The sequence below is a fragment of the Streptomyces sp. NPDC049577 genome (assembly GCF_040675635.1).
In the GTDB taxonomy this organism is placed as follows: Bacteria; Actinomycetota; Actinomycetes; order Streptomycetales; family Streptomycetaceae; genus Streptomyces.
In genome coordinates this window covers 21025-38864 of the sequence record NZ_JBFAPH010000017.1, presented here as the reverse complement: position 1 = coordinate 38864, position 17840 = coordinate 21025, and the positions used below count along the sequence as shown (strand labels likewise).

Below are 17840 nucleotides of genomic sequence, written 5' to 3'. Positions count from 1 at the left end.
GGAACGAAGCCCCTCTTCAGAGCCCGTCGTGCATATGCATAAGATAGCGCTGTGCATATGCACGATCAAGGGCTTTGGTGGACGCGGTGCATATGCAAGCCGTAGGGTGTCGCCATGGTCAGCCGAGCCAAGGACACCCACACCACGAACCGAGTCGTGCGCATCGACGATGAGGACTGGGCTGCCTACGAGCTGGCCTGCAAGGCCAAGGGCCTGACCCGCTCCGCGGACATCCGCATGCACGTCAAGCGCGAGGTGGCTGCCTGGCGCCGGCAGCAGCGCGAAGTGGCCGCCGAGAACTCCGAGTCCTGAGCGGTTCACCACAGAGTCCCCTTCGGCCGGCGCCCGCGCGGCGTTCCCGGCGGGCACCGGTGATCGAGCACGTGCGGATACGGACACGGTGACGGGCAACTCGTCGTCCACCGCAGATCCGGCCCCGTGCCCGTCGTGCGCAGGCACCACGCGAGCCGGTTCGGCTCCCGGAACCCCTGCGCGACCTCCGCGGACATCTCCTCGGCGTCAGCCACGACCGACAGCGCGGCCCGCTGACCGACCAGCTGCTGCAATGTCGGCCAGCCGCACCGGTCGCAGGTCGCGTGCGCCGCGCCGCCCGGGCGCCGCGTCACCTCGACCGCCTGGGCATGGTGCCCTTGGGCAGACCCGGCGGGCGGATCGGCGTCTTCGCCTCGTGCAGCAGGTGGCGCACCAGCGTGTAGGAGCGTCCGGTCTCGATGGCGAGTTGCTGCATCGTGGCCCCGGCGGTGTACCGCGCGGCGAGCTCCGCGGCGAGCCGGGCGCGCTCCTCGCCGCGCAGATGCGCGCTCACCGCAGACCGTCCTCGAGGCTCGCCCGGCCGATCGCGTCCAGCTCCAGCGCCGTCTGCACCCCGGTCTGCGCCGCGGCCAGGTCGTACAGCACGCGGGTCAGGCGGCCGGCGAGGATGGGCAGCGCGTGGGCGTGGATGTCGAATCGGCTCCCGGTCGGCCAGAAGAGGTCTCGCCATTCCTTCCGGGGCGTTCCGGTGAGCTTGAGGACGCCGGCGTCGGTCAGCCGCTCGCGGAGCTGGAGCGCGTCGTCGACCGGCAGGCCGTAGCGCTGCCGGAGGTGGGCGGCGGCCTTCTCCCAGGTCAGCACGACCGGCTCGGCGAGACCGCCCGGCACGGGCAGTTCGTAGCGGCCGTGGGCGCGCAGGGACGGCAGGACGTCGTGGAAGACCCAGCGCTGGAAGCGGTCGACCCGGTCGCGGATCACGGTGTCCTTGATGCTGCTGGCCCGGCGCTGGCCGATCACGCGGTAGAAGCCGGGTTCGGTGAGGTGCCAAATGTGCTGGTCACCGCCAGGGGTCCTCACCAGTGAGGACCCCTTCTCGTCGTCGGGCACGCTGCGGAGCATGTTCCAGGCGTCCTTGTAGGACAGGCCCTTGGCGAGGCCGGCGGCGAGGACGATGAACGAGTTGCCGCGCGGGAGTATCTCGATGTCGAATTCGCCGGTGGTGAAGCGCTCGATATTCATGAACCGTTTCGCCTTTCGCGTGGCGGGATTCGGGGTGCCCGGGGCGAGATTCGAACTCGCACTGGACCGCTTTTAAGGCGGCTGCTTCTACCTGTTGAGCGACCCGGGCTTGGCGCCCGGGGCGGGGGTGCGTGGTCGCCCCGCCCCGGGGCCGCTGTGGGGGTGGTCAGTCGTCGTCGCACACGCCGTCGTGGTCGTGGTCCTTGGGCTTCTTCGTGGGCTTGGACTTCGACGCGGGCTTCGGCTTCGTCCTCGCGGACTTCGGCTTCGTCTTCGACGTGCTGGTGCGGCCGCCACTGCGGTGCGAGGACCCGCCGGTGCGCTGCGGCGCGGCCATCGCGGCGACGGCCTGGCCGGTGCCGCAGCCGTCATCGGACGATTCGCCGCAGGCGGTGAGCGTGCCGGCGAGCAGGAGCGTTGCCGCGGCCGCGGCGAGGGGGCGCTTCATGGAGGCGTCCTTCGTGAGAGGGCAGTCGGATCGGTGAGTGCGGTGAACGGTGGCCGCGAAGGCCTCGACCGCGTCGCCGGCGGCGCTTTCGGCCCAGCCGCAGGCGCATCGGTAGTCGGCGGTCGGCAGGACGAGCCAGGTGCCGGCGCGCGGGTGCCAGCGGCCGAGGTCGACGTGAAGGCCGGGGAGGTCGGCGGGCGGCCATATGCCGCTCATGAGGGCCGCCTCTCGCGGCCCAGGTAGAGCTTGTAGCGGTCGCTCGGACCGGTGGCTCCCCAGACCCCGTAGCGGAATTTCGGCTGCGCGCTGCCTTCTTCCTTCATCGCTGAATTCAGGCACTCCTTGATGACTGGGCAGCCGGAAGAGATGCAAAAGCGCCTGGCGATCTGGATGGCAGTGACGGTTTCGGCTTCGGGAAAGAAGAGTTCGGGGTCTTCGAATTGGCAGGCCGCCCTCTCACGCCACGAAGTGGTCCGGGGAAGTGCCTGGCGAGCGTGGTTGAAGGTGGTCACGACTTCCTCCCTGCCTTCCGCTGGTGGGCCTTGCAGGCCTCGCAGTACGCACGCCCGTCAGCCTCGTAGCGCCCCTGCTTGGCCTGGTCGTGGCCGTGGGCGCAGACAGCCGGGCGCTGGGCGTGGCCGGTGAGATAGCGCAGCTGCTCGCGGGTCCGCAGACGGGCGGACATGTCGTCAACGTGTCCGGGAGCCACGCAGTGCTTGAAGCCACAGTCCGCGCGGACGTAGCCCTCCGGCTCGCGGCCGTGCTGGATCCGGAAGGCGATTGCGGCGGGGCTGTACGAGCGCTCGCGGTAGCGCAGGACGGGGGTGCCGCTGGTGCTCTGCCGCTCGCCGGTCCATTCCAGGTGGCCGCCCTCGACGGGCCGGGTGCGGGCTTCCCACTTCTGTTCGAGGGTCAGTGGTTGCAGGGGGACCGGTGCGATGCCGAGTTCATGGCGGAGCGCGCCGACTCGGTGCCTGTCGCAGCCGAGTTCACGTGCGATGGCGTGGTTGCTGAGGCCTTCACGCAGGAGCTGGACGATCTGCTCCCTCGTGGCATACCTGCTCATCGGGACACCTCCGGCCGGTCGGGCCTCTGGCAGCCGGCCAGGGCATGGGAGTGCGTCTTAGGGGCGTCTGCCAGGGAGTTTTCGGGCATCACGCCACCCCCTTGCCGCGGGCCCGAGCGAGGGAACGCTGAACTGCGCTCTCGCTGAGATTCAGCCGCGCGGCGATCACGTTCGGGGCGGTTTCGCCGGCCGCCAGCAGCCACGCGATCTCGGCTTGCGTTTCGCCCCAGCGACGCCAGTGGGACCCGAGGTCCGGGCGCGCGGCCGGGTCGTCGAGCCGGTCGTCGTCCCAGGCCATCGGCGGCGCCCAGCCCCGGCGCTCGGCCAACGCCCGTGACCGGTTCACGGACCACTGGGATACGCCGTGCTCGAGCGGATCCGCGTCCCACAGCAGGTCGTAGACCTCGACGACCTTGCGGGCGAGGCGCGCGGTCACCGCGGGCTGCTGCGCGAGGTCGCCGACGTACAGCTCGTTCACGCCCAGGTGAGGGGCGAGAGCGCGGTGGGTCCATCCCCGGGCGACGAGGGCCTGGATCCGCCGCCGGGTACCGGTGGCTTCGATCACGGCCCCGTCGGCGAGGATCGCCAGGTGCGGGCGGACCGCGAGGATGCGCTGGGCGGTCTTCCGCTGGACCACCTTGCGCGGTGAGCAGCCCTCGAAGGTGTAAAGCAGGCGGGCGACGGTCGACTGGGCGACGCCGGCAAGTTCGGCGATGCGCCGGATGCCGAGCCCGGACTCGCGCAGCACCTTCAGATGGGCGCGGACGATGCCGGCGTCCACGGTGGGCTGCCACCGGCCGTATGCCTGCTCGCGCCGCCGGGTGCGGTTGTAGTCGCGCCATCCGTCCATGCAGGTCAGACACTTGCAGCCGTGGTACTTGTAGCGACTGATGTGGCCGTGAGGCGGCAGCTTGGTCATCTGGTCACCTCCGCGCCCAGGTCCGGCCACTGCTCGCCGGGGGCGAGCTCACGAATCCGCAGCGCGATCTGGCCGCCCTTGACGAGCGAGCCGATGCGCATGTCGGGGCCCAGGAGGTGGGTGTGGTCGTCGTCCTCCAGCACGCCGGCGTCGACGAGGCCGTCGACGGCGGCCTTGAAGGACGGATACCAGTTGGCGGGGTCGCGCCGACCGCGCGTGGGCGGGTGGAGAACGCCGAGGACGTGCGCGCGCTGGAACAGCGGCCCGGGCTTGGCCGCGGCGAGCGCCAGCATCAGGGTCTGGTGGTCGCCGACGGCTTCCATCGCGGCGTCGCGGAGCGCCTTGGTGATCTCGGCTCTGCGCCGGTAGTGCGCGCGCTCGTTGGCGTTGAGCAGCCGCAGCCCGGCGGGGAGGACGACGAGGAAGACGCGGGGGCGGGGGCCCGCCCCGGCCGGAGCCGGGGCAGGCACTGGGCGGGCGGGGACGGTCACCGGTTCCTCCGCTCGACAAGGCGGCTGATGCCGACGACGAGCAGAGCACCGGGCCACGCGACGATGACCACGGCAGAGGCCAGACAGGCCCGGACCGGGTCGACAACGAACGCGGCATCGAATTCGGCGTTCTCCTGCCGGAGCCGGGGCAGGAGAACAGCGATGATCGCGATACCGGCCATCCAGATGGCCAGGGCGATGACGGCGAGGACGGTCACAGGGCACCGCCCCGGGCCATCAGGTACGCCCGGCCGGCGTCGGTAGCGACCAGGCGCCCCTGCCCGTTGCGGATGGCGTACCGCCAGATCTCCAGGCGAGGCGCCAGCGCCTCGTCTCGCTGTGTGCCGTTGACGAGCGCCCGCAGCAGGGCCTCGACATCCGGCTGGAGCGGCCGCTGCTCGGCGTGCCGCGCGGCCCGCGCCAGCGCCGTCGCGTGCGCCTTCGTGCCTGGGGTGGTTTCCTCGGTGATGTCGTAGGTCATGAGTCGTCCCCCTTGGGCGTGGTCACCTGGCAGACCCAGCAGGTCGCGGAGCCGTCGGCGTGGATCTCATGGAGGGTGTGACGGTCCTCGGCGGCGCAGCGCCGGAGCAGGTGGAGCCCGGCGAGCGAGTCGACGGCGGCCGCGGTGGTCGGAATGCCGCCGCGCGGGGCCCGGTGCCGACCGGGCCGGCGCGTCGCACGCACGGCCCAGACGACGACGTAGACCAGCCCGCCGACGAGGTAGAGCGCGACGGCGCCGCAGGCGGCGAGGCCGATGCACACCAGCGCCAGGATCGTGAAGTTGGTGGGGATCATCGCTGCTCCCCCCGGATGTGGCCGCACTCGGTGCACCGGTGCCCGCCCGGCGCCGGAGCGTGCCGGGTGGTCAGGTGCGCGCAGGCGATGGCCGGACAGGGGAGCCAGCGGGTCCCGGCGGCCACCGGCGTGAAGACGGCGTGCCGGGCCGGTCGGCGCCCGGCGCTGGCAGACCGGAAGGCAGCCAGCAGGATGGCGATCATTGCGCGCTCACCCCCGGCTCCCGCCCGTCCGGCCGCTGGACGACGAGTGTCCCGGCCGCGTCGACGCGCTCCCGCGAGAGCCGGTCGTTCTGGTCGGTGAGGAAGACCAGGCGCTCATCGAGCTCGCGGCACCGCCGGTTCAGCAGCTCCAACTCCCGCCTGACCGACGGCGCAGGACGCGGCTGGCGCGCCTTGACCAGCTCCCCGCGATAGCGGGCGCAGCCGCGCACGGCACGCTCCAGGCGGCGGCCGAGCCGCACGACCTCAGCGGCCTGGTCCTGCTGCGCCGAGCGGAGCAGCCCGTCAAGCCGCCGCGTCCGGCCATCGAGCTGTGTGATCTTCTCCTGGGCCTCGTCCAGTTCACGCCGGAGAATGCGGCGCGCCCCTCGCTCGGCCTTGAGCTCCGCCTCCAGTCGCGCCAGGTTGCGACGCAGGTGCTCCCGCTCGACGACGACCGCGCGGAACCGCTCACGGAGGTCGGCATATGTACTTCGCTTAACGGGCATCACGGACCTCCTGCGCGGGGATGAGCGGCCACTCGGGGCGAACCCTGGCGGCCTCGTGCTCTCTGCCGGGCGTGCGGGCGAGGTAGGCCGCGAGCGATGCGGCCTGCTCGGCCGCCCACTCGATCTGCTGCTGGTGGAGGACGGGCAGGGACGCGGAGCCGATGTCGGCCTGCTCCTGGCCGATGCGCCAGGCGACGCGGCACGCGGCGAGCGCATCCGCGTCCGCCGAATGCGCCCCGTCGAGCGGGACGCGGTAGTGCCGACACAGGTCGACCAACCTGCGCTTTCCGCGCCGGGACCGGTCGATGCGCTTGTCGATCACGAAGGGATCGAGGACGCACAGCCGGTCACCAACCCGGTCGGTCAACGGCGTCATTCCGTACCGGCGTGCTTCGCGGTCCAAGAGAGTCAGGTCGTAGCGGGCGTTCATCGCCACGATCGGCACGCCGTCCAGGACGGCGCCCGACAATGCGCCCAGGACCTCCTCGACGACCTGGCACAGGTCCGTGCCCTCGGCGCGGGACCGCTCGGTGGTGATGCCGTGGATCGCGGCGGCCTCCGCCGGTATCTCCTGCCCGTCGACGTCCGAGAGCCAGGTCGTCGACTCGGTGTCCCGGCCGCCGCCGCACCGCACGACGCACGCGGTGACGATCCGCGCGGTCTCCGGATCGGGTCCTGTGGTCTCCAGGTCGAAGCCGCACATGCGGCCGGTGTGCCAGGTCATGCGCCACCGCCCGTGCGCTCGGCGTAGATCCGGCGGCCGAGGTCGTCGAGGGTCTCCCACTCGCCAGTCTCGTTCTGGACCTTCCGGCCGAGCATCCGCAAATTCGTCAGCTCGTAGCCGATCTGCTGCAACCGGCCGGGTGACGTCTTCGGGTTGAGGATCTCGTCGCGGTAGGACTCCGCCGGGCGGGCCGGGGCCTCGTGGCCGCGCTCGACCGGGTCCGCGTCGGGGTCGCGGTCCTCGGTCGGGACCATGCCGCCGGTCAGCATCAGCGTGCGCAACGCCACAGACTGCGCCTTCGGCGTGGACCGGCTACCGGTGTCGGTGGCCTCACCCATGGTCTGGGTCTCGATGAAGTCACCGGACGGGCCGTAGACCCGGTAAGTGACCGTGGCGGTGCACTCGCGCATCTTGCCGCCGCTGCTGGTGGCGATGTCGCGATACTCCGCGGTCGTCTTCACCGGGAACACGGCCACACCGTGCCTGCGGCAGATCGGGCCGAAGGCGTTGTACACCGCGTCAACGCCGCGGAAGTTGAACTTGCCCGCGCGGCCACCGTCGAATCGCTGGGCCTTGCGGACGACGCGGACATCTCCCATGACGCGCAGCCATGCGGTGATGGCATCAACCTTGTCGGGGTCGCCCGTCAGGTCCGCCTCGGGCACGTCGGGCTCCTCATACGGACCCGGGTCGTAGCTGCTGGTCGGCGGCTCGTCGGCGGCCGGGGCGCGGCCGGCGGCAGCGGCTGCGTTCTCGCGCAGACCCATCTCAGATGCCCCCCTTGAACTGCTTGGCGATGTCGAGACGTTCGGTCGGATTGGGCGTCACGCAGGCCTCGTAGGCATCGGGCCAGCGCTCGGCGAGCAGCTCCAGGTCGACCTTCGGAGCTGCCTTCGTGGGCTCCAGCGAGTAGGCGCGCTCGCCGCCGATCAGCGCGGTCTGGGCCTTGCCGAGAGCGGCGATCAGACGGGCCTTCGCGGAGGCCTTCGCCTTGCGCGCGTCGGCCTCGTCGCGCTGGTGGCGGCTGTAGTCGAGGAGCGCGTCCAAGGCGTCCGGGTGCCGGTCGACGGCGACCATGCCGGAGCGGGTGGGGTGGAGACGGCGAAACAGCTTCGCGAGTGCCTCGCCGTCCCCGGCAGGCTCCGGCGGCACCTGCGCCTGGACGTGCTCGTACCAGAACCGGTCGACCGCCACGGTGATGTCCGCCATCACGTCGCGGTAGTGGTCGGCCCGGATCGTGCCCTGGTGGTACTCGTTGCCGCCGATGAGGACGCCGTAGTGCATGTGCGCGTAGCCGTTGACGATGATCTGCCACAGCACCTGGGCCGTGACGTCATCCGGAGCCCCGGCGTGCCACTGCGCGGACTTGAACGCGGACCGGGTCTTGATCTCCAGCGCGCACGGAGCCTGTTCTTCGGACCCCAGCGGGCACTGAGTGACCCGGCGGTCGAGGGTGGTGATCCAGTGAGGGTGATCGACGTGGGCGACGAGGCCGACGCGGCGGATCACAGAGCGGTTCTGCATGGCCCACCGGCGGGCGACCGGCTCTTCGTTGACGGTGCCCCAGTAGGCGGCCTCGCCGGCGTCATCGACGTTGTGGCCGAGCTTGTCGTAGTAGACCTTGATCGGCGGGGTGTGCTCGACGAGGCCGAGGATGGCGGGGACGTCGCTGGATCCGATGCCGGAACGGCGGGCTTGCAGCCACCGTTCGCGGTCCGTGTCAGCGGGGAGGATGAGCCGGCCGGTGGGGGTGACCCGGCGACCGGCGGCCGGGGCCGAAGCCCCGGCCAGCGCGGCGTTCGTCATGCGGCCTCCTCCTTCAGCGCCGCCACGGCGTCCGCCCAAGCGACGTCCGCCTGGGACGGCCAGACGGCACTGCCGTATGCCGCCTGGTGCCGCGCAGCGATCGCCCGGGCGGCATCCGGGCCGGCGCGGACTTCACCGCGCTCGACCTGACCGAGCACGCGCTCCCAATCGCGCAGCGGCACGATCCGCCCCGAGCCGCAGGCTGAATCCCCAGGCCTGCGCTGTGACATCGCGCTCACTCGGCTTCACCCCGCTCGTAGCCCGAGGCAGCACCCAGCCAGGCGCGGTACTCACGGAAGGAGTCGCCGCGCGGCGTCTCATCGACAAGGGCTGTTGCAGCCGCAACGGCGAGCGTCGAGTGAACCTGAGCGGTGGCCAGGTCCGCCGAGCGGAACGCCAACCGTTCCTCGGCGGACAGATGCGCCTTCCAACCCAGGTCCGCGTCCATCCACGCGCTGGCAGCGGCAAGCAGCCGCTCGGCCTCCCGGTAGTGCTCCGGCCCGGTCATCGGGCACCGCCCTTCGACTCGCTGAGGGTGAAGAAGTCCCGGCCCGGCTCGCAGTGGCGGTTCAGGTAACCCGCCCGCGTCAGAAGGTCGAGATCGCGGCGGGCCGTGGCCCGCTTCGGCGCCGAGTGGCCGTTGCGCTGGTGCGTCGCCAGCACGCGATGAGTAGTCCACGTACCGCCCTGGCGACGGATGGCCTCCAGCAGGTCGACGACCCGGGAGCAGAACGGAGGCACGGCGCTCATGCGGCGTCACCGCTCTCGGTTCGCTGCTCCGGCACTCGCTGCCCGAGCACCGGCCTCGCCGACAGACGCCGGCCTCGGAGGAGCGCGCCCAGTTCCGCGTGCAGCCGCTCGGCGTCGTGCCAGCTGATCCGGAGGTTCAGCTCCTCCATGCACGCCGCGTCCTCGAGGTCCTCGACCGCTGCATCGACCATGGCAGGGTGCGCGTCGCGGTCCGGGGCGCAGACGTCCGCGAGGTGTTCCAGAGCTTCGAAGATGTCGTCCGGCGCACCCTTCTCATGCCACGCCGCGACCAGCGCAGTGAGCGTGGCGTGCCGGGCCAGGTCGGCGTGCAACACCACCTCGCCGTTGGCGCTGGTGAAGCGAAGTCCTGGCTTCGGATGAGGCCTACCAGTCATCGCTGACCCCCCCGAGCGAAAATGGCGATGACGAGGGCGACGAGACCGACGAGGTTGAGCACCTGGAGCCAGATCACTACTCCTCACCCCCGACCTCATGCCGGCTGGGCACGGTCCGGCCGACGGCGGCCCGGATCTCGTCGCGTACACGCTCACCGGTCGGGAGGACTACCGACACCCGCACCACCACGGCACCGGAGCCGTCCGGCAGCGCGGGCGTCGCGGTGTGCAGCGTCCACACCTCGACGTCGTCGTACTGGGGGCTGATGCGGATCTCGCCGCCGCGCTCGATCAGCCAGTCACCGAGCTCCTCGATGTCCGCGACGATCACGTGCACGCCGTACGGACGCGGGACGATCGTCGGAGCCGGCAGGTCGGTGTAGTCCCGCAGAACGTCGACGGCAATCGCGTTGTCGCGTTGGACCATCAAGGCCGACAGGGCCTGGGGTGGGCGATCGATAGGATGTGCGCTCACGGTGGAGCCTCCTTGGGTTCGTTGAGGTGAAGCCGAGGGGTCGTCCCGCTGCTTGGCCGTCGCGGGGCGGCCCCGGTCTTTGGTGGCTAAGCGGCCCTCAGGCGACGCTTCTTGGCCGACTCGAGTGCCATACGCGCGAAGTGAGCCTTCTTGAGGTGGTTGGCGATGCGGGCCCGCTCAGCGGGAGGAAGCACGCCCTCCGGGTCTGCTTCCTTTTCGAATCGGTCCATGGCCGCCTCGCGCGCCTTCGCCGTCCGAGCGGTCGGGTCGGCGGTTTTGGCCCAACTCATGTGAGCCGCGAGCTTCGCGCGCTGGGTGCGCTCTTCGGGGGTCATACACCCTTCCCTTCATTCGCATCCCCGAATGGAGATGACGTGGGCGTAAAAAGTGCCTTTCTGTTGACTTGCACGGCATTGGCGATACGGTCCGCCTGGTCGCGCGTAACGGTCGGCCGCTCCTCCGTGATCAGTCGGTGGATCTTGCTCCAGGAGACTCCTGTAGCCCTGGCCAGGCTGCGGACTGTGTGTACTGCCCCGCCGGACTCGGGATGGGCCATGAGGCGCCTCAGCAGTGGACCGTCGTGCAGGCGGTACCGAACATGGTGCATGTGGGCCTTCCCTCATCCCCGTTCGGGGATGGGGATAGCTAAGCACAGTGCTGACTGTATGTCCACGGGCCGCGCCATTCTGTTGCAGCTGTCCACGCGTGCGGTCCTTTTCGGACTCTTCACGCAGGCTGCATGGCCGTACCCGTTCGCGTATGTGGACAATGGGCTCGCCGCGGGTGGACCCCACGTCGGGTGTAACAGGCGCACCTGATCCCCTCCGCGACGGGACATGGAGACCTCGTAATGGCGACTCGGCAGCCGGAGACCCTTACCGAGCTGGTAAAGGAGCGTGCGGGCGGGGAGGGCAAGCTCACCTTCGTGGCGCTCAGCGAGCGATGCGTGGACCCCGAGAGCGACTACAAGCCAAGTGCCAACCTGCTTTGGAAGATCGCCAGCGGGCAAGATGTGAAGGTGAACCCCGAGCTTGTGCGAGCGATCGCCGCCGGCACCGGTCAGCCGCTCGTCCGGGTACAGGCCGCGGCCGCCTATCAGTACACCGGGTACGTCGTCACCGAGACTGACAACGGTGTCATGGTCCACCGTCCCGAGGTTGGCGAAGGCGATCTCAGCAACTCTCGCCGAGTCCTTGATCGCTGGTCCGGCGAGGAGCACTCTTAGTTTCGTGCGCAACCACTTCCCTGGGTGACCAGGCATATGCGGGCGGCACAAACGTACGACTCGACCGACACCTCTCGCGGTTGTCTACCTGGAGGCCTTCTCGGGCCCTACAGTATGGGGACCTCGCGCGGATCGAACGTACGTGCGGAACAGGCCTGCCTGGATCGGCGTGCGGGACAAGGGGGTCGCATGACCGAAGTGCGTGTCGAGCGGGGGTCTCTCGATCGGGGGGTCGCCATGGTCTACAAGGACTACGGCCGGCATGTGCGCGTGATGTTCGACCCCCGTGAGACGACGGAGAGCGCAGCCCTTCAGCTCCTGTGTCAACTGGTGCCGCGCTTGGCTGGCGCCATGTCGGTCACCCGCCATCTTCATGCCTGACCGAACCGCCACCCACCTCGCGGCCGACCCCTGAGTGTGAACCGGCGAACGTATCTCAATCAAGGGTATTGCGCAGCATAGGGCGCGGACGGATCCAGGGAACTCCTGCTCAAGCACAGCGCTCAGCTCCGTGTAGTGCGGGACTACCTGGACTGATCCGGGCCCGGAAGAGCCCGCGTCGGCGACGACGCATCGGCAGCGGGGCCCGGCACCTCTCGGGAGGTGCCGGGCCCCGCTGCCGTTTTCCGATGTGGGCCACTTCGGTGTCCCCGGGCCCTTTCCGGATGCGGTGATCGCCGTCCGGGGTCACGCTGGGTGTGCAAGGAACTCCGTAGCGTCAGGAGAGCTCATGCGTGCCCTCAGCCATCCGCTGGTCTGGGCGGTCGTGCTGGCGCTGGCGGCACCGGCCTCCGTACGGGCGGAGGACCGCGGCGTCGTCGGCGGCCAGGTCGTCAAGATCGAGGACGTGCCCTGGACGGTGGCCCTGGCGAGCCGTGAACGCTTCGGGAACTCCCGCTCCGGGCAGTTCTGCGGCGGCGCCCTGGTGGCGCGCAGGACGGTCGTCACGGCGGCGCACTGCCTGAGCCGTGAGGTGCTGGGCACCGATGTGGCGGACGCGAAGGACCTGCGGGTGATCGTCGGCCGGGGTGACCTCAGAACCAGCAGCGGTGCCGAGGTGGCGCTGGAGAAGGCCTGGGTCAATCCGGCGTTCGATTCGCAGACCAACTCGGGTGACATCGCCGTGCTCACCCTGGCGCAGCCGGTGCCCGACACCTACCGGATCGCGATGGCGACGCAGGGCGACGCCGTGTACAAGCCGGGAACGGAGGTCAACGTCTACGGCTGGGGCGACACCGTGGGCAACGGCAGCTATGCGGACACCCTGCACGGGGCGCGGGTGAAGGTCCTGGAGGACGAGATGTGCCAGGAGGCCTATCCAGGGGGCCCAGAGGGCGCCTACCGGCCCGCGACGATGCTCTGCGCCGGATTGCCCGCGGGCGGCAAGGACGCCTGTCAGGGGGACAGTGGAGGGCCCCTGGTGGCGGGTGGGCGTCTGGTGGGGCTGGTGTCGTGGGGGAACGGCTGCGCGCTCCCGGGCCGGCCGGGTGTCTACACGCGGATGGCCTCGGTCGCCACCCTGGTGCAGCAGCACCTCGTGGACACGCCCGGGCAGCCGCCTTCGCAGCCCGCGCCGGCACCGACGAAGCCGCCGGCCAGACCGCCCATCAGGCCGCCGTTCCCGCGCCCGCCGCACGTCGTGCTGCCGACGCTGCCCCTGCGGCCGCCCTTCAGGCAACTGGACGGGGGTGGGTGAGGGTACGAGAACGGGCGGCGTCCCCGAAGGGGTGCCGCCCGCGCTGTCCAGGCCTGGAGGGCAGGACCTCGCTCGTCGTCGGATGCGATGTGTCAGCGTTCCAAAAAGGAGGCCTCAGCGGTCCTCGTCCGGCGCCGACGCGGGGACGGCGGTCAGTCGGTCCGTCTCGTCCTGTATCTCCGCGGCGATCTTCTTGAGTTCCGGCTCGAACTTGCGCCCGTGGTGAGCGCAGAAGAGCAGTTCACCGCCGCTCATGAGAACGACGCGCAGGTAAGCCTGAGCGCCGCACCGGTCGCAGCGGTCAGCGGCCGTCAGCGGGCTCGCGGGGGTCAGAACAGTAGTCACGTCGCCTCTTCTCTAGCTCGACGAGCTGTCGTACCAGGGTCAACATCCAACCAGGCCGAAAACGTTCCCGCTCGTGGCTTTTCCTCGAAACTTCCTTCCGAGTGAGCCGGATCTTGACGGTTGGCGGCGAATGAGCCGTATTGCGGTGGGCTTACGGATTCACGTCGCTGGGGGTTGTCATCGGGGGGTGCCGTCCTGCCGGCTGGCTTGCCGGTTGTTCTTCAGGACGTGCCCGGAGCCTAAATGGTTCATGCCTCCAAGGGAACGTGATGTGCACGTCACCCCATCGAGGTATCGAACGCCTGATCGACTCTGGATTAGCATGGTTGTTCCTACGGGTGGCGGCACAAAGGCTCTACCAGGCCTCGGTACCCTCTGAACGGCAACCGAGCCACCCATGTGCCCACACTCGGGCCAGCCAGAAATTCAGCGAGGAGCGAACCGCGTGACCGCCGATACGTCCGTGCCGTCCACTGCGTTGCTGACCGGGGCAGACCGGGACGGATCCAACTACACCGCGCGGCACCTGCTCGTCCTCGAAGGCCTCGAAGCCGTCCGCAAGCGCCCCGGCATGTACATCGGCTCCACGGACAGCCGCGGCCTGATGCACTGCCTCTGGGAGATCATCGACAACGCCGTCGACGAGGCCCTCGGCGGGTACTGCGACCACATCGAGGTGATCCTCCACGACGACGGGTCCGTCGAGGTACGGGACAACGGCCGCGGCATCCCCGTGGACGTGGAGCCCAAGACGGGTCTGTCGGGCGTCGAGGTCGTGATGACCAAGCTGCACGCGGGCGGCAAGTTCGGCGGTGGCTCCTACGCCGCCTCCGGCGGTCTGCACGGCGTCGGCGCCTCCGTGGTCAACGCGCTCTCCTCCCGCCTCGACGTCGAGGTCGACCGCAACAGCCGGACCCACTCGATCAGCTTCCGCCGGGGCGTTCCCGGCATCTTCACCGAGTCCGGCCCCGACGCGCCCTTCGACCCCGCCAACGGGCTGCTCAAGGGCAAGAAGGTGGCCAAGAACCGTACCGGCACCCGCGTCCGCTACTGGGCGGACCGGCAGATCTTCCTCAAGGACGCCAAGCTCTCCCTGGAGACGCTGCACGCCCGCGCCCGGCAGACGGCGTTCCTCGTGCCCGGGCTGACGATCGTCGTCCGGGACGAGCGCGGCCTCGAGGGCGAGGGCGCCACCGAGGAGGTCTTCCGCTTCGACGGCGGCATCAGCGAGTTCTGCGAGTTCCTCGCCCAGGACAAGGCCGTCTGCGACGTCCTTCGGCTGACCGGCAGCGGCACGTTCAAGGAGACGGTGCCGGTCCTGGACGAGCGCGGCCACATGACGCCCACCGAGGTCACCCGCGAGCTCGGCGTGGACATCGCGCTGCGCTGGGGCACCGGCTACGACTCCACGGTCAGGTCGTTCGTCAACATCATCGCCACCCCCAAGGGCGGCACCCACGTCACCGGCTTCGAGCGGGCCATCACCCGGACCGTCAACGAGGCGCTGCGCTCGGCGAAGCTGCTGCGGGTCGCCGAGGACGACGTCGTCAAGGACGACGCCATGGAGGGCCTCACGGCGGTCGTGACGGTCCGGCTGGCCGAGCCGCAGTTCGAGGGCCAGACCAAGGAGGTGCTGGGCACCTCCGCCGCCTCGCGGATCGTCGCCAACGTGGTCGCCAAGGAGCTCAAGGCGTTCCTCGGTTCGACCAAGCGGGACGCCAAGCAGCAGGCGCGTGCCGTGCTGGAGAAGGTCGTCGCCGCGGCCCGGACCCGCATCGCGGCCCGCCAGCACAAGGAGGCGCAGCGCCGGAAGACGGCCCTGGAGTCCTCCTCGCTGCCGGCCAAGCTCGCCGACTGCCGCAGCGACGACGTCGAGCGCAGCGAGCTGTTCATCGTCGAGGGCGACTCCGCGCTCGGTACGGCGAAGCTGGCGCGGAACTCCGAGTTCCAGGCGCTGCTGCCCATTCGCGGCAAGATTCTCAACGTTCAGAAGGCGTCGGTCTCCGACATGCTCAAGAACGCGGAGTGCGGCGCGATCATCCAGGTCATAGGAGCGGGGTCCGGCCGGACCTTCGACATCGACGCGGCGCGCTACGGCAAGGTCATCTTCCTGGCCGACGCCGATGTGGACGGTGCGCACATCCGGACCCTGCTGCTGACGCTCTTCCAGCGCTACATGCGGCCCATGGTCGAGGAGGGCCGGGTCTTCTCGGCCGTGCCCCCGCTGCACCGGGTGGAGCTCATCAGCCCGAAGAAGGGGCAGGACAAGTACATCTACACCTACTCCGACAACGAGCTGCGGCAGACGCTGCTGGAGCTGGAGCGCAAGAACATCCGCTACAAGGACGGCATCCAGCGCTACAAGGGCCTCGGCGAGATGGACGCCGACCAGCTCGCGGAGACCACGATGGACCCGCGTCACCGGACCCTGCGCCGGATCAACATCAGCGACCTGGAGGCGGCGGAGCGCACCTTCGACCTGCTGATGGGCAATGAGGTGGCGCCGCGCAAGGAGTTCATCACCAACTCGGCCGCGATGCTGGACCGCTCGCGCATCGACGTCTGATCGGTTCATGACCGGCTTCCGGCCGGCCTCCGACGGGTTCGCGGGGTTCGCGGGGTCCGCTCTCCACCCACGGGTGGAGAGCGGATCTCCACCCGGAGCCCACCCGTGCTCCGATCCCGGCCGGCCGCCGGATCCGTAGCGTCGGACGTGTCATCGCTCGCGTCGTCCCGCGGGTCACGTCCACGCTCCTGAGGGGTTCCGTCATGTCCGGTCCGGTCGATGTCCTGGTGATCGTCGCCGTCTGTGTGCTCGTGGTGGCGCGCCAGCTGAGGCCGCAGAAGGTCGCCGGCGACGCCCGGAGCTGGTGGGTGCTGCCGGCCGTGCTCGTCTTCATGGCGGTCCGGGAACACTCCCCGGTCGACTCCGCGCACCCGGCGGCCTCCGCCGGGCTGCTGGCCGCCGGAGTGCTGGCCGGGCTGGCGACGGGGGCGGCCTGGGCCTGGACCACCCGAATATGGACCGACGCCTCCGGGACGGTCTGGGCCGCGGGAAGCAGGGCGACGGCTGCGATATGGGCCGGGGGCATGGTGCTGAGGCTCGGCCTGTACGGCGTCGGCGTGCTGGCCGGGGTGCGTCAGGACTCGTCGGCGGCGATGCTGACCGTGGCCGCAGTGCTGCTCGCGCGCACCGGACTGATCGTCCACCGGTCCCGGAACGCGCAGCCGGCGTACGGCGTCCCCGCCGGTGGCTGAGCCCGACGCCGACGTGGAGGGCGGCGGCGTGAACGCTGTCGTGGAGGAAAAGCCCGTGCCCTTGGAGAACTGGACCGCATGGCCCGCCCGTGAGGCGCTCACCCAGGCCGGCGTCCCGCGCCGCCGCCGCGTCATGAGCTGGGTGATCCGGTCCGCCCTCGTGGCGTACTTCCTCTGGAGCGTCGTACGCGACGACGTCATCCACGGCTGGGGCTATGCCGTCCTGGCCGCCGGATTCGCGATCTGCGCCGCCGCGGTGGCCGGTTATCTCCGCACCACGCTCGACCACCGGCTGTGGTTTTCCCTGGGGCTGCTGGGCGTGCTGAGCGCAGTGGGGGCGGGGGCCGAGGCGGCCGGCGCGCACGCCGGGGCCGCGGGGCTGTGGTGCGTCGCCGCCGCGACCGCGGTCGAGCGGTTGCCCATGGTCTACGGCCTGGGTGCCGCGGCGGTCCCCATGGCCGCGTACGCGGTGGTGAGCGCGGACCGGCCGACGCGGGTCGTCGTCTCGGTCGTGCTGGTGGTGATCATCGGGTATTCCCTGCGGCTGGACGACGAGGCCCGGGGGGCCGGGTTCCGGCTGCTGGCCCAGGAGCGGGCGGCGCGGCGGGCGGAGGCGGAATCGGCGGCCCTGGCCGAACGGGCCAGGATCGCCCGGGAGATCCACGACGTGCTGGCGCACAGCCTGTCCGCCCAGCTCGTGCACCTGGAGGCCGCGCGGCTGCTGATCGAGAGCGGGGCCGACCGGCAGCGGATCCAGGAACGGGTGGCGGCGGCCCGGGGCATGGCGCGCGAGGGTCTCGCCGAGACCCGGCAGGCGCTGTCCGCCCTGCGGGGAGAGATGGCGCAGGTGGAGGACTTCCTGCGGGAGGTGGCGGCCTCGGAGGGGGCCGAGCTGCGGGTGACGGGGGAGCCGCGCCGGGTGCCGGCCGAGGCAGGTCTGGCCGTGCGCCGGGTGGCGCAGGAGGCCCTGACCAACGTCCGCAAGCACGCCCCCGGTGCACGGGTGGAGATGGGATTCGCCTATCTGGACGGTGAGGTGGAGCTGTGGGTGCGGGACGGCGGGGCACGGGCGCCGGTGAGCGGACTGGCGGCCTCCGGCGCCGGGTACGGTCTGCTCGGGATGCGGGAGCGCGCCGAACTCCTCGGCGGCACCCTGGAGGCCGGACCGGCCGGAGATGATCGGGAGGGATTTGTGGTGCGTCTGAGGGTGCCCGCGTGACAGGCGG

29 protein-coding genes and 1 tRNA gene are annotated in these 17840 nt (G+C 70.5%); 7 read left to right on the top strand and 23 right to left on the bottom strand.

The window, feature by feature from the left end:
* Positions 1–114: 114 nt before the first annotated feature.
* Positions 115–312, top strand: a complete 198-nt coding sequence (locus AB0K09_RS04260) for a hypothetical protein (protein WP_366063723.1) — start codon at positions 115–117, stop codon at positions 310–312.
* Positions 313–622: 310 nt separating this feature from the next.
* Here the strand turns inward: AB0K09_RS04260 and AB0K09_RS04255 are convergent, their stop codons facing one another.
* The 22 genes from AB0K09_RS04255 to AB0K09_RS04150 all read right to left on the bottom strand — a co-directional run bounded on the left by AB0K09_RS04255 (position 623) and on the right by AB0K09_RS04150 (position 10646).
* Positions 623–826 carry a helix-turn-helix domain-containing protein gene (locus AB0K09_RS04255; protein WP_366063722.1) on the bottom strand — a complete coding sequence of 68 codons (204 nt, stop codon included), beginning with the start codon at positions 824–826 and terminating at the stop codon, positions 623–625.
* Positions 823–1512, bottom strand: coding sequence for a Bro-N domain-containing protein (locus AB0K09_RS04250; RefSeq protein WP_366063721.1), 690 nt, complete (start codon positions 1510–1512; stop codon positions 823–825). Before AB0K09_RS04250 ends, AB0K09_RS04255 begins: the two co-directional genes overlap by 4 nt.
* A 35-nt stretch (positions 1513–1547) precedes the next feature.
* Positions 1548–1621 (bottom strand) — tRNA-Leu (locus AB0K09_RS04245).
* Between the two features lie 57 nt (positions 1622–1678).
* Entirely contained in the window at positions 1679–2176 is a 498-nt protein-coding gene (locus AB0K09_RS04240; RefSeq protein ID WP_366063720.1) for a hypothetical protein, read from the bottom strand.
* Positions 2173–2472 (bottom strand): WhiB family transcriptional regulator, encoded by a 300-nt coding sequence (locus tag AB0K09_RS04235; RefSeq protein ID WP_366063719.1) that lies wholly within the window; start codon positions 2470–2472, stop codon positions 2173–2175. Before AB0K09_RS04235 ends, AB0K09_RS04240 begins: the two co-directional genes overlap by 4 nt.
* On the bottom strand, positions 2469–3026 hold the full coding sequence (locus tag AB0K09_RS04230; RefSeq protein ID WP_366063718.1) for a helix-turn-helix domain-containing protein: 558 nt from the start codon (positions 3024–3026) through the stop codon (positions 2469–2471). Before AB0K09_RS04230 ends, AB0K09_RS04235 begins: the two co-directional genes overlap by 4 nt.
* Positions 3027–3114: 88 nt before the next feature.
* Positions 3115–3945, bottom strand: a complete 831-nt coding sequence (locus AB0K09_RS04225; RefSeq protein WP_366063717.1) for a helix-turn-helix domain-containing protein — start codon at positions 3943–3945, stop codon at positions 3115–3117.
* Entirely contained in the window at positions 3942–4436 is a 495-nt protein-coding gene (locus AB0K09_RS04220; protein ID WP_366063716.1) for a hypothetical protein, read from the bottom strand. Before AB0K09_RS04220 ends, AB0K09_RS04225 begins: the two co-directional genes overlap by 4 nt.
* The gene (locus AB0K09_RS04215) at positions 4433–4654 is read right to left on the bottom strand and encodes a hypothetical protein (RefSeq protein ID WP_366063715.1); all 222 of its coding nucleotides are present in this window, start codon (positions 4652–4654) and stop codon (positions 4433–4435) included. The genes AB0K09_RS04220 and AB0K09_RS04215 overlap by 4 nt, the downstream gene beginning before the upstream one ends.
* Positions 4651–4917 carry a hypothetical protein gene (locus AB0K09_RS04210; RefSeq protein WP_366063714.1) on the bottom strand — a complete coding sequence of 89 codons (267 nt, stop codon included), beginning with the start codon at positions 4915–4917 and terminating at the stop codon, positions 4651–4653. The genes AB0K09_RS04215 and AB0K09_RS04210 overlap by 4 nt, the downstream gene beginning before the upstream one ends.
* Positions 4914–5231, bottom strand: coding sequence for a hypothetical protein (locus AB0K09_RS04205; RefSeq protein WP_366063713.1), 318 nt, complete (start codon positions 5229–5231; stop codon positions 4914–4916). The genes AB0K09_RS04210 and AB0K09_RS04205 overlap by 4 nt, the downstream gene beginning before the upstream one ends.
* 199 nt (positions 5232–5430) lie before the next feature.
* Positions 5431–5940 (bottom strand): hypothetical protein, encoded by a 510-nt coding sequence (locus tag AB0K09_RS04200; RefSeq protein ID WP_366063712.1) that lies wholly within the window; start codon positions 5938–5940, stop codon positions 5431–5433.
* Positions 5930–6664, bottom strand: a complete 735-nt coding sequence (locus tag AB0K09_RS04195; RefSeq protein ID WP_366063711.1) for an exonuclease domain-containing protein — start codon at positions 6662–6664, stop codon at positions 5930–5932. Before AB0K09_RS04195 ends, AB0K09_RS04200 begins: the two co-directional genes overlap by 11 nt.
* Positions 6661–7431 (bottom strand): ERF family protein, encoded by a 771-nt coding sequence (locus AB0K09_RS04190; protein ID WP_366063710.1) that lies wholly within the window; start codon positions 7429–7431, stop codon positions 6661–6663. The genes AB0K09_RS04195 and AB0K09_RS04190 overlap by 4 nt, the downstream gene beginning before the upstream one ends.
* Position 7432: 1 nt before the next feature.
* Positions 7433–8470, bottom strand: a complete 1038-nt coding sequence (locus AB0K09_RS04185; RefSeq protein WP_366063709.1) for a lambda-exonuclease family protein — start codon at positions 8468–8470, stop codon at positions 7433–7435.
* Positions 8467–8709 (bottom strand): hypothetical protein, encoded by a 243-nt coding sequence (locus AB0K09_RS04180; protein ID WP_366063708.1) that lies wholly within the window; start codon positions 8707–8709, stop codon positions 8467–8469. The genes AB0K09_RS04185 and AB0K09_RS04180 overlap by 4 nt, the downstream gene beginning before the upstream one ends.
* Positions 8706–8978: a hypothetical protein gene (locus tag AB0K09_RS04175; RefSeq protein WP_366063706.1), complete on the bottom strand. Its 273-nt coding sequence runs from the start codon at positions 8976–8978 to the stop codon at positions 8706–8708. The genes AB0K09_RS04180 and AB0K09_RS04175 overlap by 4 nt, the downstream gene beginning before the upstream one ends.
* Positions 8975–9220, bottom strand: a complete 246-nt coding sequence (locus AB0K09_RS04170; RefSeq protein WP_366063705.1) for a hypothetical protein — start codon at positions 9218–9220, stop codon at positions 8975–8977. Before AB0K09_RS04170 ends, AB0K09_RS04175 begins: the two co-directional genes overlap by 4 nt.
* Complete coding sequence (locus AB0K09_RS04165; RefSeq protein WP_366063704.1) at positions 9217–9615, bottom strand: hypothetical protein; 399 nt, start codon at positions 9613–9615, stop codon at positions 9217–9219. Before AB0K09_RS04165 ends, AB0K09_RS04170 begins: the two co-directional genes overlap by 4 nt.
* A gap of 76 nt (positions 9616–9691) precedes the next feature.
* The gene (locus tag AB0K09_RS04160; protein WP_366063703.1) at positions 9692–10090 is read right to left on the bottom strand and encodes a hypothetical protein; all 399 of its coding nucleotides are present in this window, start codon (positions 10088–10090) and stop codon (positions 9692–9694) included.
* Positions 10091–10176: 86 nt separating this feature from the next.
* Positions 10177–10425 carry a hypothetical protein gene (locus AB0K09_RS04155; RefSeq protein ID WP_366063702.1) on the bottom strand — a complete coding sequence of 83 codons (249 nt, stop codon included), beginning with the start codon at positions 10423–10425 and terminating at the stop codon, positions 10177–10179.
* Positions 10422–10646 carry a helix-turn-helix transcriptional regulator gene (locus AB0K09_RS04150; RefSeq protein WP_366063701.1) on the bottom strand — a complete coding sequence of 75 codons (225 nt, stop codon included), beginning with the start codon at positions 10644–10646 and terminating at the stop codon, positions 10422–10424. The genes AB0K09_RS04155 and AB0K09_RS04150 overlap by 4 nt, the downstream gene beginning before the upstream one ends.
* 294 nt (positions 10647–10940) lie before the next feature.
* Here AB0K09_RS04150 and AB0K09_RS04145 point away from each other — a divergent pair, with 294 nt between their 5' ends.
* The 3 genes from AB0K09_RS04145 (at position 10941) to AB0K09_RS04135 (ending at position 13011) form a co-directional block, all read left to right on the top strand.
* Positions 10941–11315 carry a hypothetical protein gene (locus tag AB0K09_RS04145; RefSeq protein WP_366063700.1) on the top strand — a complete coding sequence of 125 codons (375 nt, stop codon included), beginning with the start codon at positions 10941–10943 and terminating at the stop codon, positions 11313–11315.
* Between the two features lie 189 nt (positions 11316–11504).
* Positions 11505–11696 (top strand): hypothetical protein, encoded by a 192-nt coding sequence (locus AB0K09_RS04140; protein WP_366063699.1) that lies wholly within the window; start codon positions 11505–11507, stop codon positions 11694–11696.
* 349 nt (positions 11697–12045) lie between these two features.
* The gene (locus tag AB0K09_RS04135) at positions 12046–13011 is read left to right on the top strand and encodes a serine protease (RefSeq protein WP_366063698.1); all 966 of its coding nucleotides are present in this window, start codon (positions 12046–12048) and stop codon (positions 13009–13011) included.
* Positions 13012–13125: 114 nt separating this feature from the next.
* Here the strand turns inward: AB0K09_RS04135 and AB0K09_RS04130 are convergent, their stop codons facing one another.
* Positions 13126–13356, bottom strand: a complete 231-nt coding sequence (locus AB0K09_RS04130; RefSeq protein WP_366063696.1) for a hypothetical protein — start codon at positions 13354–13356, stop codon at positions 13126–13128.
* A gap of 445 nt (positions 13357–13801) precedes the next feature.
* Here AB0K09_RS04130 and AB0K09_RS04125 point away from each other — a divergent pair, with 445 nt between their 5' ends.
* From AB0K09_RS04125 to AB0K09_RS04115, 3 genes are all read left to right on the top strand, one after another.
* Complete coding sequence (locus AB0K09_RS04125; RefSeq protein ID WP_366063694.1) at positions 13802–15922, top strand: DNA topoisomerase IV subunit B; 2121 nt, start codon at positions 13802–13804, stop codon at positions 15920–15922.
* A gap of 203 nt (positions 15923–16125) precedes the next feature.
* Positions 16126–16614, top strand: a complete 489-nt coding sequence (locus AB0K09_RS04120; RefSeq protein WP_366063692.1) for a DUF1453 domain-containing protein — start codon at positions 16126–16128, stop codon at positions 16612–16614.
* A gap of 55 nt (positions 16615–16669) precedes the next feature.
* The gene (locus AB0K09_RS04115; RefSeq protein ID WP_366063729.1) at positions 16670–17833 is read left to right on the top strand and encodes a histidine kinase; all 1164 of its coding nucleotides are present in this window, start codon (positions 16670–16672) and stop codon (positions 17831–17833) included.
* Positions 17834–17840 lie beyond the last annotated feature (7 nt).

Bases quoted from the DNA above. Each gene is read 5' to 3' on its own strand.
- AB0K09_RS04210 (WP_366063714.1), bottom strand. From the start codon at position 4,917: ATGACCTACGACATCACCGAGGAAACCACCCCAGGCACGAAGGCGCAC.
- AB0K09_RS04170 (WP_366063705.1), bottom strand. From the start codon at position 9,220: ATGAGCGCCGTGCCTCCGTTCTGCTCCCGGGTCGTCGACCTGCTGGAG.
- AB0K09_RS04185 (WP_366063709.1), bottom strand. From the start codon at position 8,470: ATGACGAACGCCGCGCTGGCCGGGGCTTCGGCCCCGGCCGCCGGTCGC.
- AB0K09_RS04250 (WP_366063721.1), bottom strand. From the start codon at position 1,512: ATGAATATCGAGCGCTTCACCACCGGCGAATTCGACATCGAGATACTC.
- AB0K09_RS04140 (WP_366063699.1), top strand. From the start codon at position 11,505: ATGACCGAAGTGCGTGTCGAGCGGGGGTCTCTCGATCGGGGGGTCGCC.
- AB0K09_RS04190 (WP_366063710.1), bottom strand. From the start codon at position 7,431: ATGGGTCTGCGCGAGAACGCAGCCGCTGCCGCCGGCCGCGCCCCGGCC.
- AB0K09_RS04155 (WP_366063702.1), bottom strand. From the start codon at position 10,425: ATGACCCCCGAAGAGCGCACCCAGCGCGCGAAGCTCGCGGCTCACATG.
- AB0K09_RS04135 (WP_366063698.1), top strand. From the start codon at position 12,046: ATGCGTGCCCTCAGCCATCCGCTGGTCTGGGCGGTCGTGCTGGCGCTG.
- AB0K09_RS04145 (WP_366063700.1), top strand. From the start codon at position 10,941: ATGGCGACTCGGCAGCCGGAGACCCTTACCGAGCTGGTAAAGGAGCGT.
- AB0K09_RS04225 (WP_366063717.1), bottom strand. From the start codon at position 3,945: ATGACCAAGCTGCCGCCTCACGGCCACATCAGTCGCTACAAGTACCAC.
- AB0K09_RS04195 (WP_366063711.1), bottom strand. From the start codon at position 6,664: ATGACCTGGCACACCGGCCGCATGTGCGGCTTCGACCTGGAGACCACA.
- AB0K09_RS04150 (WP_366063701.1), bottom strand. From the start codon at position 10,646: ATGGCCCATCCCGAGTCCGGCGGGGCAGTACACACAGTCCGCAGCCTG.
- AB0K09_RS04200 (WP_366063712.1), bottom strand. From the start codon at position 5,940: ATGCCCGTTAAGCGAAGTACATATGCCGACCTCCGTGAGCGGTTCCGC.
- AB0K09_RS04260 (WP_366063723.1), top strand. From the start codon at position 115: ATGGTCAGCCGAGCCAAGGACACCCACACCACGAACCGAGTCGTGCGC.
- AB0K09_RS04175 (WP_366063706.1), bottom strand. From the start codon at position 8,978: ATGACCGGGCCGGAGCACTACCGGGAGGCCGAGCGGCTGCTTGCCGCT.
- AB0K09_RS04240 (WP_366063720.1), bottom strand. From the start codon at position 2,176: ATGAGCGGCATATGGCCGCCCGCCGACCTCCCCGGCCTTCACGTCGAC.
- AB0K09_RS04230 (WP_366063718.1), bottom strand. From the start codon at position 3,026: ATGAGCAGGTATGCCACGAGGGAGCAGATCGTCCAGCTCCTGCGTGAA.
- AB0K09_RS04205 (WP_366063713.1), bottom strand. From the start codon at position 5,231: ATGATCCCCACCAACTTCACGATCCTGGCGCTGGTGTGCATCGGCCTC.
- AB0K09_RS04120 (WP_366063692.1), top strand. From the start codon at position 16,126: ATGTCCGGTCCGGTCGATGTCCTGGTGATCGTCGCCGTCTGTGTGCTC.
- AB0K09_RS04165 (WP_366063704.1), bottom strand. From the start codon at position 9,615: ATGACTGGTAGGCCTCATCCGAAGCCAGGACTTCGCTTCACCAGCGCC.